The organism is Streptomyces sp. NBC_01237, assembly GCF_035917275.1.
Taxonomy (GTDB): domain Bacteria; phylum Actinomycetota; class Actinomycetes; order Streptomycetales; family Streptomycetaceae; genus Streptomyces.
This window is the reverse complement of the sequence record NZ_CP108508.1, coordinates 1,842,528-1,857,316: the sequence shown is the minus strand read 5'-3', so window position 1 is coordinate 1,857,316 and position 14,789 is coordinate 1,842,528. Positions and strand designations below refer to the sequence as shown.

Below are 14,789 nucleotides of genomic sequence, written 5' to 3'. Positions count from 1 at the left end.
GGTCGTGCGGGCAGGGCCGTCACACGGTCGCGTGCGCCGACGCCCGCCGGGTCCGGACGAGGAAGTCCTCCACCCGGGCCCGGTCCGGTCCGGCCGGCAGCGGGGAGCGGACGGCCGCCTCGTCGTTCTCCTCGGCCAGCCGGTTCATCCGGCGCTCCACCTCGGCCCACGGGACCTCACCGCGCTTCACGGCCAGCAACTCCTCGCGCGCGTCACCGACCTCGATCGTCAGTTCGCCCGTACGCAGCAGATCCCGGCCGCTCGCCAGCAGCCGCAGCAGATGCATCGCGTGCTTCCAGCGCGGTGCGCCGTGCTGCCTGACGTCCGCGTCCAGCTTCCCGCGCTGGCCCCGCGCGTACCGCACGAACGTCCCGTGGGCGAGCCGGGACAGGAACGCCCCGCGCAGCGCGAGGAGTTCACGGCCCGTGTCGTCGATCCGCTCCACCAGCGGGGAGTGCAGACACTCCAGCACATTCGGGTTGGCCCGCAGCGCCAGCTCGCAGAGCCGTTCCAGTTCCCAGGAGAACTGCTCGTCGGCCGGACCCTCGATGTGCGTCGGCGGCTTCTCGAAGCGCCAGAACAACGGGGTGGGGGCGACGAAGACCCCACGCCGGTCCGTGTCGCTGCCCTCCGTGGCGAGCCCGAACGCCCGCGAACCCATCACGCACGAGTAGATCGTGTGGTCGCGTACGAGGGCCTCGGCTTCGGCGGTGATCATCTGCGCGAGGGTACGCCAGGGGCAGCCGTCCCGCGCGCGAAAATCGTTGCGCGACGGCGGCCTCCGGTGCCACCATCGCCGTCATGACGATGATCCGAAAGGTCCGGCTCACCCCCTCCCGGTGAGCGCGATGAACGCACCCACGCCCCACAGAGAAGAAGTCACCGTTCTGTACGCCCGGTTCGACCACCTTCCGTACCCGGCCCGTATGCGGGCCATCGCCGAACACACCCGCTCGCTGGACGACGAGGACTACCGCGCCGCCCGCGCCGCCCTGGACACCGCGGACCCCGACGACCGCCGGCTGGCACTGTTCCTGGCCGTCGTCCGCCGCGATCTCGAAACCGTCGCCCTCGCCCTCGCCGACCCGGTGCTGCGCCCGCGCGCCCTGTCCGCGGCGATCCGGCTGCCGGTTCCCGAACAGGCCCTGGAATCCCTGGCCCTCGGCCCCTTGCGGGCCGTGCGCCACGACACGTACCGCGTTCTGCGGCTGTCCCGGCGCCGGGCCCTCGCCGACCGGATCCTTCCCCGCGTCCAAGAACTCCACGGCGACGAGGACGCCGCCCGGCTGCTGCCCGCCTGTACCCCCGACGCGGTCGGGCAGTGGCTGCCCCGGCTGTCCGGGGTGCCGCAGGGCATCCTGTTCACCCTCACCCGTACCGCGCCCCGCGCCCTCGCCGCCCACCTCGCCGACCGGGCCCCGTCCGACGGCCGGGACCAGTGGGAGGCGGCCCGGCCGCGCGACGGCAGCCGGCAGCTGGTCAGCCGCCTCACCGCGTACGACCCGGCCGCCGGAGCGCTGCTCCTGGAGCGCGCCCCGCACCTGGTCACCGGGCCTGCCGCGCTGGTGCTGCTCAGGGAACCGGCCGCCGTCGCGGCCTCCCTGCGGCGTACCGGAACCGAACGGGTCCCGCTCGCCCCGGGGCCGCTGTCCCGGCGGGTGCGCCGCGCGTTGGACGCCTGCGGCCCGCAGGACGCCGCCCTGCTCGCGGACGTCCTGCGGGTGGAGCACGACATCGGCGGCCCGACCGACTGCTGGACCACCGCGGAGCCGCTGCTCGCCCTGCTGCCACCGGCCGCGCGCCGCCGGGCGGTCGAGGCGCGGCTGGAGGGGAGCCGGGGGCGCTGGACCGGTCTCATCGGCCCCGTGGCCTCGCTCGATCCCGCCGACCGGACCGAGATCGCCGGACGCCTGCTGAACGGGCGGGCCGGGCGCAGGGCGTACCCGCGCACCCGGATCGCCTCCCTGCTGCCGCCGGCCGAGGCGGAACCGCTGCTGCGGGAGCTGAGCGCGGCCCACCGCCCGTGGGAACGGGCCCTGGCCTGGGCGGCCCTGCTGCGCTGCGTGAACGAGCACCGCGATCCGCAGGCGTACGCACGCGTCCTCCTGTCCTGCGAGCGGGCCTGGCACGACCAGGAGGAGGTGCGCCGCACCGCTCTTCTCGCCGCGGGCGCCGCCCACGGCCCGCTGCTGGACGCGGCACCCTTCGCCGCGCTGCGGGACGCCGCGACGACCACCGTGCAGTCCCGCGACTCGACGGCGCAGACGCTCCGGGCCGCCGAGAAGTGGCTGCGGCGCACCGCTCTTCGCGCGGTACGCGCCGGTGACGCCGAACGGGCGGCGGCCGTCGTCGGGCTGCTCGTCCAGGTCCTGGACGATCCGCGCGGAAGCGGGGACGTGCGCCCGCTGGACATGACGGGCGCCGGGGCCCGCGCGGTCTGGGAGCGCTGCGGAACGCCGAGACCGGCCCATGTCCTTCCGTTCGCGGGCCTGTTCGCGCGGCACCTCGCACAACTCCCCGCACTGGACGGGGCCGTGGGCCGCGCGGCACTCGACGATCCGCACGGCGAACGGGGCCGGCGGGCCGCCGCGCTCCTGCTCGCCGATCCCGTCACCCGGGAGCGCCGGTGCGCCGAACTCCTCGCCGCCGACGTGTCCTTCGTGGCCGTGCCCGAAGTGTGGCGGACCCTGTCCCGGCGCCGCACCGACCTCCTCGACACCGTCATGGGGGCGGACCTGCCGTCGCGCTGGGCACCCCGCCAGGCGCGCGCCGGACTCGGGCGGTGGCTGCCGCGCCAGCGGGCCCTGCTCGACGCGCAACTGGCCCGGGTGGCGGCGGACGAGGACGTACCGCTGCGGGAACGCGCCGACGCGGCGGCCCTGCTGGGCGACACCGAGGCCCTGTACGCGCTCGTCGCCGGGGCACCGCAGCCCGTGGCGGCCGCCGCCTGCGGGGCGCTGGGGGAGCGGGCGGCCGAGCGCGGAGGGGCCGCAGCGCACCCCCGGACGCTGGACTTCCTGCTCGACCGCGCCGGGACCGGCGGGGTGCGGGGCCGGGCGGCGATGGCCGGGGCCAGGACCCTGCTCGCCACGGTGCCCGACGAGGAGGCCGTGGCCCGGTTCGCCCGGATGGTCCGGGACACCGACGGGTCCGTCGGCGGCCGGAAGGCGGCCGTCCGGGGGCTGTCCGCGCTGTCCTCCCCGAACGCGACCGCCGCCCTGCTCGCGGGCTGGGACGCACCGGGCCAGCACCGTGACGTCCACGCCGCGATGGCCGGCCCCCTGGCGGCGCGGATGGACGCACCGGGCATCGGGGAGCGGCTCGCCGCACAACTGCATCACCCGGCGGTACGCGAGCGGGTTCTCGCCGCACGTCCCGACCGGGCCGCGGCCGCCGGGGCCCGGTACCGGTTCCTCGCCCGGACGGTGGCCACCGCGGAGCGGAGCACGGCGGTGCAGGCCGCCCACGCGCTCAGGGGCCCCGGCTCGGCCGACGGGCCGGTACGCGGAACGATGGCGGCCGTGGCGGGCGACCCGGAGCGTCCGCGTGAGGTCCGGGGCGACGCGCTGGACCTGCTGTGCGAGTGGGCCGTCCCCGGCCCGCGCCACGGGGAACTGGTCACCGTGCTCGGCGTACTGGTGGCACAGGCCCGGAGCGGCGCCCCCGAGGAGCGGCGCGCCGCTCTGTGGGTCCTGGGCGAACAGAACGACGCGTACCGCGAGCGCCCGGCGGGAGCGCTCGACGCGGTGGCCGACGCGCTGGAGCGGGCCGGGCTGGCACACTCCGCGTCCCGCGTGGCGCTGACGGCGGCCCTGACGGCGCTGGCGGTCGCGGACGCCTCGCCGGAGCGCTGGGAACGCTGGCTCGGCCTGGCGGGGGAGCGGCCGGGCCACCTCGACCAGGTGCGCGACCACCGGCGGACACCGACGAACGTCCAGCCCGTCGGGGCCATCGCGGCAGTGGCCGGGATGCTGCGCGCACACGGCTCGGTCACGGCCGGGCTCGCCGCCGTGCACCTGGTCGTCAGGGGCGGCGAGTCCACCTCCTGGGCCCAGCCGTGGGTGGACGGGCTGGACGCCCTGCGCGCGAGCGGGCACCCGGAGGTCGCGGAGGCCGCGCTGCTGGCGGACCTCCGACGCCCGGTCTCCTGAACCGCGCCCCTGACCGGCCTCTCCCGTCCCGTACGGCCGGGAATCCGTCCTGTACGGCCAGGATCCTGTCCCGTACGGCCAGGATCCGGTCCCGTACGGCAGGGATCCGTCCCGTACGGCGGGGAGAGGCCGGTCAGGCCGACCGGATGATCCCGTCGGAGACGGTGATCTTCTGCGCGGGCAGCGGACGCGGCGCGGGACCGGCTTCCACCGCGGCGTCCGTGATGCTGAATCTGCTCCCGTGGCAGGCGCAGTCGATGGTGCCGTCGGCGACCGACGAGACGATGCAGCCCGCATGGGTGCAGACGGCCGAGAACGCCTTGAACTCGCCCGCCGCGGGCTGGGTCACCACGATTTTCCGGTCCTGGAGGACGGTGCCGCCGCCGACCGGGATGTCGTCGGTCCTGGCCAGCTCCTTCCCGCCGTCGGGCGAGACACCGGAACCGGCACTCGTCGCGCCGTCCGAGGCGGCCGGCGTACGGCTGTCGCCGCTGCCCCCACCGCCGGAGGACCCGCAGCCGGTCACCAGGGCCGCGGCGCTCGCCGCGCCCGTGGCCAGGACCGTCCTTCGCCGTGTGTTCATGGCTCTCCGTACGTTGTCGGGCGGCAGGGGAGAGCCATCGTGGCCCGCGGGACCGTGAACGCGAAGCAACCCGGCGGTGGGTGCCCCCGAGTGGCGCAAGGGCTGATCCGGGCGGCGTCGGCAACGCCGCCCGACGGACTGGCCGGGATGCTCGCCACCCCGGTCTCACCGGCCAGGCGTGGTCCGGCCTTCCGCACGGCACAGATCTTCCGGCCGACCGGGTGCGCGGGCGGACCACCGCGACGCCCGAGCGGCTCGTGGCACGGATCCGGCAACCGCTCCTCGCCGTCCACACCACCGCCGTGTCTCACGGACAGAGCACCGTGGCCGAGGGCGGCCGGACCCCTCTAGGCTGCAGGACACAGGAGGCAACGGCGCGACGCGAAGAGCGCGGGCGCCGGGCCCCCAAGGCACTGAGGCACTTGTGACACCGAGGTGCCGAGGTGCCGAGGTGCCCGGAAACGATGAATCGAAGAGGCGAGGAGTACGACGTGGCGGTACGAGCGGTCCGTGGAGCCGTCCAGCTGGAACAGGACGAGGCCGGACACATGGACGAGCAGGTCGGTGCCCTGCTCACCGCCGTCCTGGAGCGCAACAACCTGGTCTCCGACGACCTGATCAGCATCTGGTTCACCGCCACCCCTGATCTGCACAGCGACTTCCCGGCCGCCGCGGCCCGCGGCCTCGGCATCGTCGACGTCCCGCTGATCTGCGCCCAGGAGCTGGACATCCAGGGGGCCATGCCCCGTGTCGTGCGGATACTCGCCCATGTCGAGACCTCGCTCCCCCGGGCCGGGATCCAGCACGTCTACCTCGGCGCCACCGCCACCCTGCGCAAGGACATCGCCCAGTGAGAACCGCCCTCGTCATCGGAACGGGACTGGTCGGCACCTCCGCGGCCCTCGCCCTCGCCGGGCGCGGCATCCATGTCCACCTCGTCGACCACGACCCCTCGTCGGCCCGTACCGCGGCGGCACTCGGCGCCGGTACGGAGGAGGCGCCCGAGGGCCGCGTCGACCTGGCGATCGTCGCCGTACCGCCCGCCCACACCGCATCCGTGCTGGCCACCGCCATGCGCGAGGGGGTGGCCCGGGGCTACCTGGACGTCGCGAGCGTCAAGGGCGGCCCGCGCCGCGAGCTGGAGGCCCTCGGCATCGACCTCACCCCCTACATCGGTACGCACCCGATGTCGGGCAAGGAACGCTCGGGCCCCCTCGCCGGCACCGCCGACCTCTTCGAGGGCCGCCCCTGGGTCCTCACCCCGACCCGGGACACCGACACCGAGGTCCTCAACCTCGCCCTGGAACTGGTCGCGCTGTGCCGCGCCGTCCCGGTCGTCATGGACGCCGACGCCCACGACCGCGCCGTCGCCCTCGTCTCCCACACCCCGCAGCTGATCTCCTCGATGGTCGCCGCCCGCCTGGAGGAGGCCGACGAGACGGCCGTACGCCTCTGTGGGCAGGGCATCAGGGACGTCACCCGCATCGCCGCCTCCGACCCCCGGATGTGGGTGGAGATCCTCTCCGCCAACCCCGGCCCGGTCGCCGACGTACTGACCGGAGTCGCCGCCGACCTGGAGGAGACCGTACGGGCACTGCGCGGCCTCCAGTCCGCCGACGAGGACGAGCGCCGCGCGGGAACCGACGGCATCGAGGACGTCCTGCGCCGCGGCAACGCGGGCCGGGTCCGGGTGCCCGGCAAGCACGGCGCGGCCCCCGCGTCGTACGAGACCGTGGTCGTGCTGATCGGCGACCGGCCGGGCGAGCTGGCCCGGATCTTCGCTGACGCGGGACGTGCCGGGGTCAACATCGAGGACGTCCGCATCGAGCACGCCACCGGCCAGCAGGCGGGCCTGGTCCAGCTGATGGTCGAGCCGAGCGCGGCGGCCCCGCTCGCCGTGGCGCTCCAGGAGCGGGGCTGGTCCCTGCGCCCGTGAGCGGGCCCGCCACCACGGGGTACAAGGCTCCGCCCGGCACTCGGTAACCTGGTGCGTGGCCGTCTTGTGGCCCGTTCGCCCTCACCCCGTGTACCAGGAAGGTGTCCACCACCGTGGAAACCGTAAGCGCCTCAGTGATCGTCGCTATTGACGGGCCCTCCGGCACCGGCAAGTCGAGCACGTCCAAGGCCGTCGCCGCCCAGCTCGGCCTGAGCTACCTGGACACCGGCGCCCAGTACCGGGCGATCACCTGGTGGATGCTGAACAACGGCATCGACGTACAGAACGCGGCGGAGGTGGCGACCGCCGCCGCCAAGCCGGTCATCGTCTCCGGAACGGACCCGGCCGCCCCGACGATCACCGTCGACGGCGAGGACGCCGCGGGCCCGATCCGCACCCAGGAGGTCACCTCCAAGGTCAGCGCCGTCAGCGCCGTCCCCGAGGTGCGCAGCCGGATCACCGAGCTCCAGCGCGCCATCGCGGCGGGCGCCGAGAACGGCATCGTGGTCGAGGGCCGCGACATCGGCACCACCGTGCTCCCCGACGCCGACCTCAAGATCTTCCTCACCGCGTCCCCGGAGGCACGGGCCGCCCGCCGCAGCGGCGAGGTCAAGGGCTCCGACCTCGCCGCCACGAAGGAGGCGCTGATCCAGCGGGACGCCGCCGACTCCGGCCGCAAGACCTCCCCGCTGGCCAAGGCGGACGACGCCGTCGAGGTGGACACCACCGAGCTGACCCTTCAGCAGGTCATCGAGTGTGTCGTCACCCTCGTCGGGGAGAAGCGGGCCGAGAGGTGACCGAGGCCACGGGGGCGCCCACGCTGCGCGGAGCGGCCGTCGGGCGGGGCATCGGGATCGGGCTGATGTACGGGCTCTTCAGGCCCCGGGTGCTGGGAGCGTGGCGGGTGCCCGCCTCCGGACCCGTCATACTCGCGGTGAACCACTCCCACAACATCGACGGACCGATGCTGATGGGCACCGCGCCCCGGCCGGTGCACTTCCTGATCAAGAAGGAGGCGTTCGTCGGCCCCCTCGACCCGTTCCTGCGCGGAATCGGTCAGCTGAAGGTGGACCGCACGACCGTCGACCGCACGGCCATCACCCACGCCCTCGGCGTGCTGGAGAACGGCGGAGCCCTGGGGATCTTCCCGGAGGGCACCCGGGGCGAAGGAGACTTCGCCTCGCTGCGCGCCGGACTGGCGTACTTCGCGGTACGCGGCGGTGCGCCGATCGTCCCGGTGGCCGTCCTGGGAAGCACGGAGCGCCGCGGACGGTTGATACGGGGGCTGCCTCCGCTGCGCAGCCGGGTCGATGTCGTCTTCGGCGATGCCTTCGACGCGAGTGACGGGAGCGGGCGGCGGACGCGCAAGGCGCTGGACGAGGCGACCCTGCGGATCCAGGGGAAGCTGACCGCCCACCTGGAAAGTGCCAGGCGCCTCACCGGGCGTTAGGCGAGACTTGAGTAGTGGACCGCGCCGACCGCGGTCCATCGATGATGATGCAAAGAGGAACGGACTTCATGAACGACCAGATTCACTCCGACGGCTCGGACCACGAGCACGGAGCACTTGGCGATGCCGAGTTCGCGGAGTTCATGGAGCTCGCCGCGCAGGAAGGCTTCGACCTCGAAGAGGTCGAGGGTGCCCTCGACGAGGCCGGTCACGGCCCGCTTCCCGTGCTCGCCGTCGTCGGCCGCCCCAATGTCGGCAAGTCGACCCTGGTGAACCGGATCATCGGCCGCCGTGAGGCCGTCGTCCAGGACAAGCCCGGGGTGACCCGCGACCGCGTCAGCTACGAGGCCGAATGGGCCGGACGCCGCTTCAAGGTCGTCGACACCGGCGGCTGGGAGCAGGACGTGCTGGGCCTCGACGCCTCCGTCGCCGCCCAGGCCGAGTACGCCATCGAGACGGCCGACGCGGTCGTCTTCGTCGTCGACTCGACCGTCGGCGCGACCGACACCGACGAGGCCGTGGTCAAGCTGCTGCGCCGGGCCGGCAAGCCCGTCGTGCTGTGTGCCAACAAGGTCGACGGCCAGAGCGGCGAGGCGGACGCCACCGCCCTGTGGTCGCTGGGCCTCGGTGAGCCGTACCCGGTCTCCTCCCTGCACGGCCGCGGCACCGGCGACATGCTGGACGCCGTCCTCGAAGCCCTGCCCGAGGCCCCGGCCCAGCGCTTCGGCGACGGGACCCTCGGCGGCCCGCGCCGGATCGCCCTGATCGGCCGTCCGAACGTCGGCAAGTCCTCCCTCCTGAACAAGGTCGCGGGCGAGGACCGGGTCGTCGTCAACGAGCAGGCGGGCACCACGCGGGACCCGGTCGACGAGCTGATCAAGCTCGGCGGCATCACCTGGAAGTTCATCGACACCGCCGGTATCCGGCGCCGTGTCCACCTCCAGGAAGGCGCGGACTACTACGCCTCGCTGCGCACCGCGGCCGCCGTGGAGAAGGCCGAGGTCGCCGTCGTCCTGATCGACTCCAGCGAGTCCATCAGCGTCCAGGACCAGCGCATCATCACCATGGCGGTGGAGGCCGGGCGAGCCCTGGTCGTCGCGTTCAACAAGTGGGACACCCTCGACGAGGAGCGCCGCTACTACCTGGAGCGCGAGATCGAGACGGAGCTCGCGCAGGTCGCCTGGGCCCCGCGGGTCAATGTCTCGGCCGTCACCGGCCGTCACATGGAGAAGCTCGTCCCGGCGATCGAGACGGCGATCAAGGGCTGGGAGACCCGTATCCCCACCGGCCGGCTGAACGCCTTCCTCGGCGAGATCGTCGCCTCCCACCCGCACCCGGTGCGCGGCGGCAAGCAGCCCCGCATCCTCTTCGGCACGCAGGCGGGCACCAAGCCGCCGCGCTTCGTCCTCTTCGCCTCGGGCTTCCTGGAGCACGGCTACCGCCGCTTCGTCGAACGTCGGCTGCGTGAGGAGTTCGGCTTCGAGGGGACCCCGATCCACATCTCGGTCCGGGTCCGCGAGAAGCGCGGCCGCAACAAGTAGCACGGGCCAGGGCACGAAGAAGCCCCGGACCGCTCGCTTCGGCGAACGGTCCGGGGCTTCTTCCGTACCTACGCTGCGGGGCTTGTTCCGTACGTCACGAGCGGTACATCACGAGCGGTACGTCAGGTGCCGTCGGTCACGCGCCCGTATGCGCACGCGCCCGTACGTCAGCATGCCCCGGCGCACCCCGCCCGGGCGTCAGTACTCCCGGGACGCCGGCCCCGGGGGCAGCGCCGGCTGCGCCCGTCCGGCGTGCCGGCCGACGCGCTGCCAGGAACCGAGGCTCCCGGCGCGCGGTGTGCCGCCCTGCCCGCCCTGGCTGCCGTAGCCGCCGTGGTGTCCGCCGGTGGCCGAGTGGCCCAGTGGGGGGCGAACGCCGAAGAGCCCGGTGCCGAAGGACGAGAAGCCGAGATTCTCCTCACCGCTCCGATCACCCGGCAACGCCCGGAACGACCGCCGGTACTCGGAGTACAGCGCGTCGTAGATCGGGGTGGGGGACTTGCCCTCCGAATCCTGCGAGGGGCGCATGGCAGGGATCTGACTCTGGTGCTGGCGGGAGGAGTCGTATGAGTGCACATAGGTGCCAACGACCTCACCGCCCGTCGGATGCGGTCCCGGCGGAGAAATCGCTGTTCGGCGTGGGTGTCCGGGGCGTACGGACACGATCAGGTTCCGGCGAGCGGCATCGCGGCGGCCACCAGGAGGCCATTGACCGCGGCCTTCTCCAGGGCGTCGCGCAGCAGGTCCTCGCGCGGCTGCTGGCCGATCGAGCCGGCCGGGGCGGCGAAGACGAGGACCGTCTTCGACTTGTTGACCGCGGTCCGCCAGCCCTCGGTGACCTGGAGCGGCTGATGGGCCTGCCACCAGGCGACCGGGGTGCCGCCGCCGGAGCCCGGCTGCAGCACGGCGTGCAGCTGGCCCATGGCGAGCAGCACGGACCAGCCGGGCAGTACCTCCGGCAGCCGGTCCATGTCCGGGGCGGGGCGGAAGCCCTGCTCCAGCAGCAGCTGGAGGAACGCGTCGCCCCCGCTGCCGTCGGTTCCGGGCCGGGCGACCGGGCCGGTCGGTTCGACGACCAGGGCGGGGCGGAGATCGTCCTCGATCAGGACGAGACCGCTGGTGATGCCGAGGACGGCCTGTTCGGGCATGAGACCCTCCGGGTTCTGTGGCTCGCTGCCGGTGATGCTTCGCACTGCGCCCTGGAGCTGGTCCTCCGCGACCTGGACGACCTGCGAAGGGATGCACGTCGCGTGGGCGAACGCGAGCACGGCGGTCTCGTCACCGATGAACAGCACCGTGCTGGTGCGTTCCTGCTCGGAGTCGCCGGGGGTGCGGCAGGAGGTGCAGTCGTAACTGCCTGGGGCGTTGTCGCCGACGAGCAGCCGGTCGGCTTCGGCATCGCCGATCTCGGCGCGTACGTCCTCGCTGACGTCGAGCATGCGCGGCACGGGTGGCTCCTCGAACTCGGTGCGTGAGCCGGGCGGTTCCCGGCTCATGAAGAGACAACGCGGGATCCGAGGCCGGAGTCACGCACCTGGGGTCTTGGGTTTGAGTCGGGCCGGATCGTGCCGGAGCAGGCCGGATTCCGCCGGACGGGGGCCCGCGAGCCCGGTGCGGTCCGCACGGGAAGCGCTCCGGGAGAGCCGGGTGAGCTCGCGGGCGGGCGGCGCCGAGGAGACAGGTCGACACATCGGCACGTCGATGACCGGACCGGTCCGCCGGGGATGGTCCCGTCATCGAACCGGACCTCCTGATTCCGGAAACATGCAGGTCACGTACGGGTTCCGGTCGGCCGGGCGCCCGCGACACGGGACACCTGTACGGATTCCGTATGTGTGACCTATGGCCAGTACAGTCCCCAACAGACCAGGCCGACCAGGGGGTTACGGCGACGCCATGCACATTTCTTTCCTGCTCCACAACGCGTACGGCATCGGGGGAACGATCCGTACGACGTTCAATCTCGCTCAGGCACTCGCCGAGCAGCACGACATCGAGATCGTCTCGGTCTTCCGGCACCGCGACGCACCCGCACTGGGCGCACCGCCGGGCGTGACGATGCGCCATCTCGTCGATCTGCGCGCGAAGAGCGCGACCTACGACGGCGATGCGGCCGATCACGCCAGGCCCGCCGCGGTGTTCCCGCGCGGCGACAGCAGACACCAGCAGTACAGCCGGCTCACCGACGCCAGGATCGCGGCCCATCTGCGCTCCCTGGAGGCGGACGTCGTCGTCGGGACCCGGCCCGGCCTCAACGTGCACATCAGCAGACAGGCCCGCCGGGGCCCGGTGCGCATCGGTCAGGAACACCTCACGCTGGACAGCCACAGCTACCGGCTGCGCCGCGAGATAAGCCACCGCTACGAGTTACTCGACGCGATCACGACCGTCACACGGGCCGACGCCGAGGACTACCGGAGGCGGCTGCGGCTGCCCGGCGTACGGATCGAGGCGATCCCGAACAGCGTGCCCGCCCCGGTGGGCCCGCCCGCGCAGGGCGATCTGAAGTGGGTGGTCGCGGCGGGCCGGCTGCACAGGGTCAAGCGCTACGACCTGCTCGTACGGGCCTTCGCCGAGGTGAGCGCGGCACGCCCCGACTGGCGGCTGCGGATCTACGGCGGCGGCGACGCCACCGGCAACGAGCAGCGGACGCTGCGCACCCTCATCAAGGAACTCGGACTGCGTGACCAGGTGCTCCTGATGGGATCGGTCCACCCGATGGAGGCCGAGTGGCCCAAGGGCTCCATCGCCGCCGTCACGTCGGACCGGGAGTCGTTCGGCATGACGATCGTCGAGGCGATGCGCTGCGGGCTGCCGGTCGTGGCCACCGACTGCCCGCACGGACCGGCCGAGATCATCGACGACGGCACCGACGGGCGGCTGGTGCCGGTCGGTGACGGAGCGGCGGTCGCCGCCGCGCTCCTCGCACTGATCGAGGACGACGGGCTGCGCCACCGGATGGGGCGCGAGGCGCTGGCCGCATCGCGGAGATTCGACCCGGCACGGATCGCGGAACGGCACGAGAACCTGTTCACCGAGCTGGCGGCACAGGCCGCCCGGGGCCGCGGTCAGGGCGCTCTGCGCACCGCGTTGCACCGGTCCCGGGGCACGGCGCTGGACGGGGCGTACGCCCTGCGTTACAAGGCCGCCGACCTGATCCGCAGGGGCAGGGCCGGCTGAGCCGGGGGGCGGTCGCGGACCTGCCGTCCGCTACCGCCGCTTCTCGGACCGCGAGATTCCGATAGTGCGAGTGGGCGGCGGAGGGAGTGCGGGAATCGTGCGCATATATAAGACCTGCATAAAGGAGCATGAATTCCTGGTGTTACAGGCATCCAGGTGAACCCGGCCGTGTACCGAGGGAAAAGGCAGATCACCGCATGATCCCGTCGCGCATTCCGCGTTTGCCGTTCCGGGATCATTTACCCGTCGGCCGAAAAGTCCCGAGCGTCCGTCCCGAAGGGTCTGTTCGAGTGAATTGTTCGAAGTAAACGAGTGTGGGGATCCTGTGACACAAGCGTGACCGGTACGGCATGCGGGGATGCGGCACGTGCCTCCGGGGCCCCGCCTTCCGTCACGGTCCGAGGCCGCCTACGGTGAGAGGTATGGCATCCATACCGACCCCTCCCGTACAGCCGGACGACGTCCCCGAGTCGTACGTCGGCCTCGGTGCCGAGGCCGCCGAGCGGCAGGCCAGGTCCCGTGGCTGGACCACTGTCAGAGCTGTACCACCGGGCACGTTCCTCACCATGGAGTTCCGCGGCGGCCGCCTCAACTTCCAGGTCGAGGACGCCACCGTGACGCGATGCTGGGTGGGCTGAGAGGCCGTGCGATCCCCTGGAGCGAGCGAAGGCCCCGACCGGCGCGGTCGGGGCCTTCGCCGTTGCGGATGGGGCTGTGCGTAGCGTCCCCGCGGTCCGGGGGCGGCTCAGCCGCCCGTCATCGGCCGGGCCGGGCTCGTGTTGCCGCGCGGTGTGCGCTCGGCGTGCGGGGGGCGGCGGGAGCCGGCCGGGGTGACCGGGGTGCGTTCCGAACGCACCGGGTGGGACGCGTGCGCCCGTGACCGGGTCCCCTGGCCGGGGTGACCGGACGGCTGGCCCGTCCCGGTGGCCGCTCCGTGGCCGGGGCCCCCGTCCTCGGCCACGACGCTCTCGGAGGCGATCGACTGCGGGAGCAGCACCGCGGGCGGTCCGTCGGCCGCGGCCGGGGCCGGGGTGCCGGCCCGGCGACGCTGCCGCCACTGCTCGCGCACCGAGAAGACCCGGGCCTCGGCACGGGTGATCAGGGGCTCGAACCAGGGCAGGGCCAGCAGGATCAGCAGCCCCGCCGCCCAGCCCAGCAGCACATCGCTGAGCCAGTGCGTACCGATGTAGACGGTGGTGAGCCCGACGCCCAGCGAGACCGTCGCGGACAGGGCGGACAGATAGCGCCTGGCCCGTGGCGTGGTGGCCAGATAGGCAAGGATTCCCCAGGTCACGACGGCGTTGGCGGTGTGTCCCGAAGGAAATATATCGCCGCCCGCGAACATCTCGGCGGAGCCGATCCGGGTGGCATAGTGCGGACCGAGCCGCCCGAGGCCCAGCTTGACCGCGCCGACCGTCACATTGAGCAGCAGCAGCGAGCAGCCGAGGGTGAGCAGCGGCCGCAGCGTGTGCTGCCGCCAGGAGCGCCAGCCCAGCCAGCTGGCGATCATCACGGCCGTGGGGCCGCGCTGGCCGAGCACGACGTAGTAGTCGAGGAAGGCGTGGAGCTCGGGCCACTGCTGGTAGGGCCGGAAGAGCATGACCTTCCAGTCCAGGGCCACCAGCCAGGACGAGACCAGCACCGCGACGACGATGGCGAGATAGAACGCCAACGTCCCGCCGAAGAGAGCGATGCGGTGACGACTCATCCGCGGTGCCTCTATCTTCGGCGGTTCCGGCTCCCGGTCCAGCCGGGCAAAGATGTCGGTACGCACCCAATCGACGTTACAGCGAGTGAGTGTGCGACCAGGCCGATCCGGCCGCTTTGTGATGACGATGTGATGTGGACTATGTCTCAGATCGGCGTCTATTCGGGGGGCGGCGAAGAATCTTCGTGATCTTGTGGCCAATTCTCGACGGGCCCGCTTCGTAAGGATGTTTGAGGGGTC

13 protein-coding genes are annotated in these 14,789 nt (G+C 72.9%); 8 read left to right on the top strand and 5 right to left on the bottom strand.

Annotated features, from left to right (window positions below):
* Positions 1 to 19: 19 nt before the first annotated feature.
* Entirely contained in the window at positions 20 to 718 is a 699-nt protein-coding gene (locus OG251_RS08220; RefSeq protein ID WP_326676536.1) for a nucleotidyltransferase domain-containing protein, read from the bottom strand.
* A gap of 130 nt (positions 719 to 848) precedes the next feature.
* On the opposite strand from OG251_RS08220, the gene OG251_RS08215 reads away from it, so the two are divergent.
* Positions 849 to 4,151, top strand: a complete 3,303-nt coding sequence (locus tag OG251_RS08215; RefSeq protein ID WP_326676535.1) for a hypothetical protein — start codon at positions 849 to 851, stop codon at positions 4,149 to 4,151.
* 133 nt (positions 4,152 to 4,284) lie between these two features.
* Here the strand turns inward: OG251_RS08215 and OG251_RS08210 are convergent, their stop codons facing one another.
* Positions 4,285 to 4,734 carry a Rieske (2Fe-2S) protein gene (locus tag OG251_RS08210; protein WP_326676534.1) on the bottom strand — a complete coding sequence of 150 codons (450 nt, stop codon included), beginning with the start codon at positions 4,732 to 4,734 and terminating at the stop codon, positions 4,285 to 4,287.
* A 491-nt stretch (positions 4,735 to 5,225) separates the two neighbouring features.
* Between OG251_RS08210 and aroH the strand changes: the two genes are divergently transcribed.
* From aroH to der, 5 genes are all read left to right on the top strand, one after another.
* Positions 5,226 to 5,588 carry a chorismate mutase gene (aroH, locus tag OG251_RS08205; protein ID WP_326681186.1) on the top strand — a complete coding sequence of 121 codons (363 nt, stop codon included), beginning with the start codon at positions 5,226 to 5,228 and terminating at the stop codon, positions 5,586 to 5,588.
* Complete coding sequence (locus OG251_RS08200; RefSeq protein WP_326676533.1) at positions 5,585 to 6,670, top strand: prephenate dehydrogenase; 1,086 nt, start codon at positions 5,585 to 5,587, stop codon at positions 6,668 to 6,670. Before aroH ends, OG251_RS08200 begins: the two co-directional genes overlap by 4 nt.
* 101 nt (positions 6,671 to 6,771) lie before the next feature.
* Positions 6,772 to 7,467 carry a (d)CMP kinase gene (gene cmk, locus OG251_RS08195; RefSeq protein WP_326676532.1) on the top strand — a complete coding sequence of 232 codons (696 nt, stop codon included), beginning with the start codon at positions 6,772 to 6,774 and terminating at the stop codon, positions 7,465 to 7,467.
* On the top strand, positions 7,464 to 8,120 hold the full coding sequence (locus OG251_RS08190) for a lysophospholipid acyltransferase family protein (RefSeq protein WP_326676531.1): 657 nt from the start codon (positions 7,464 to 7,466) through the stop codon (positions 8,118 to 8,120). The genes cmk and OG251_RS08190 overlap by 4 nt, the downstream gene beginning before the upstream one ends.
* A gap of 68 nt (positions 8,121 to 8,188) precedes the next feature.
* Positions 8,189 to 9,661 carry a ribosome biogenesis GTPase Der gene (gene der, locus OG251_RS08185; protein WP_073728985.1) on the top strand — a complete coding sequence of 491 codons (1,473 nt, stop codon included), beginning with the start codon at positions 8,189 to 8,191 and terminating at the stop codon, positions 9,659 to 9,661.
* Positions 9,662 to 9,859: 198 nt separating this feature from the next.
* Here der and OG251_RS08180 read toward each other — a convergent pair whose 3' ends face one another.
* Together OG251_RS08180 and OG251_RS08175 are read right to left on the bottom strand one after the other, a co-directional pair.
* Positions 9,860 to 10,189: a hypothetical protein gene (locus OG251_RS08180; RefSeq protein ID WP_326676530.1), complete on the bottom strand. Its 330-nt coding sequence runs from the start codon at positions 10,187 to 10,189 to the stop codon at positions 9,860 to 9,862.
* A 137-nt stretch (positions 10,190 to 10,326) separates the two neighbouring features.
* Entirely contained in the window at positions 10,327 to 11,109 is a 783-nt protein-coding gene (locus OG251_RS08175; RefSeq protein WP_326676529.1) for a hypothetical protein, read from the bottom strand.
* Positions 11,110 to 11,557: 448 nt separating this feature from the next.
* Here OG251_RS08175 and OG251_RS08170 point away from each other — a divergent pair, with 448 nt between their 5' ends.
* Both OG251_RS08170 and OG251_RS08165 read left to right on the top strand, forming a co-directional pair.
* Entirely contained in the window at positions 11,558 to 12,841 is a 1,284-nt protein-coding gene (locus OG251_RS08170) for a glycosyltransferase (RefSeq protein WP_326676528.1), read from the top strand.
* A 422-nt stretch (positions 12,842 to 13,263) separates the two neighbouring features.
* Positions 13,264 to 13,479, top strand: a complete 216-nt coding sequence (locus OG251_RS08165; RefSeq protein WP_326676527.1) for an I78 family peptidase inhibitor — start codon at positions 13,264 to 13,266, stop codon at positions 13,477 to 13,479.
* 107 nt (positions 13,480 to 13,586) lie between these two features.
* On the opposite strand, the gene OG251_RS08160 is transcribed toward OG251_RS08165, so the two are convergent.
* A complete protein-coding gene (locus OG251_RS08160) occupies positions 13,587 to 14,615 on the bottom strand; it encodes a phosphatase PAP2 family protein (RefSeq protein WP_326676526.1) in 1,029 nt (342 codons plus the stop codon).
* Positions 14,616 to 14,789: the final 174 nt, after the last annotated feature.

Bases quoted from the DNA above. Each gene is read 5' to 3' on its own strand.
- OG251_RS08170 (WP_326676528.1), top strand. From the start codon at position 11,558: ATGCACATTTCTTTCCTGCTCCACAACGCGTACGGCATCGGGGGAACG.
- OG251_RS08180 (WP_326676530.1), bottom strand. From the start codon at position 10,189: ATGCGCCCCTCGCAGGATTCGGAGGGCAAGTCCCCCACCCCGATCTAC.
- OG251_RS08215 (WP_326676535.1), top strand. From the start codon at position 849: ATGAACGCACCCACGCCCCACAGAGAAGAAGTCACCGTTCTGTACGCC.
- OG251_RS08210 (WP_326676534.1), bottom strand. From the start codon at position 4,734: ATGAACACACGGCGAAGGACGGTCCTGGCCACGGGCGCGGCGAGCGCC.
- OG251_RS08220 (WP_326676536.1), bottom strand. From the start codon at position 718: ATGATCACCGCCGAAGCCGAGGCCCTCGTACGCGACCACACGATCTAC.
- der (WP_073728985.1), top strand. From the start codon at position 8,189: ATGAACGACCAGATTCACTCCGACGGCTCGGACCACGAGCACGGAGCA.
- OG251_RS08165 (WP_326676527.1), top strand. From the start codon at position 13,264: ATGGCATCCATACCGACCCCTCCCGTACAGCCGGACGACGTCCCCGAG.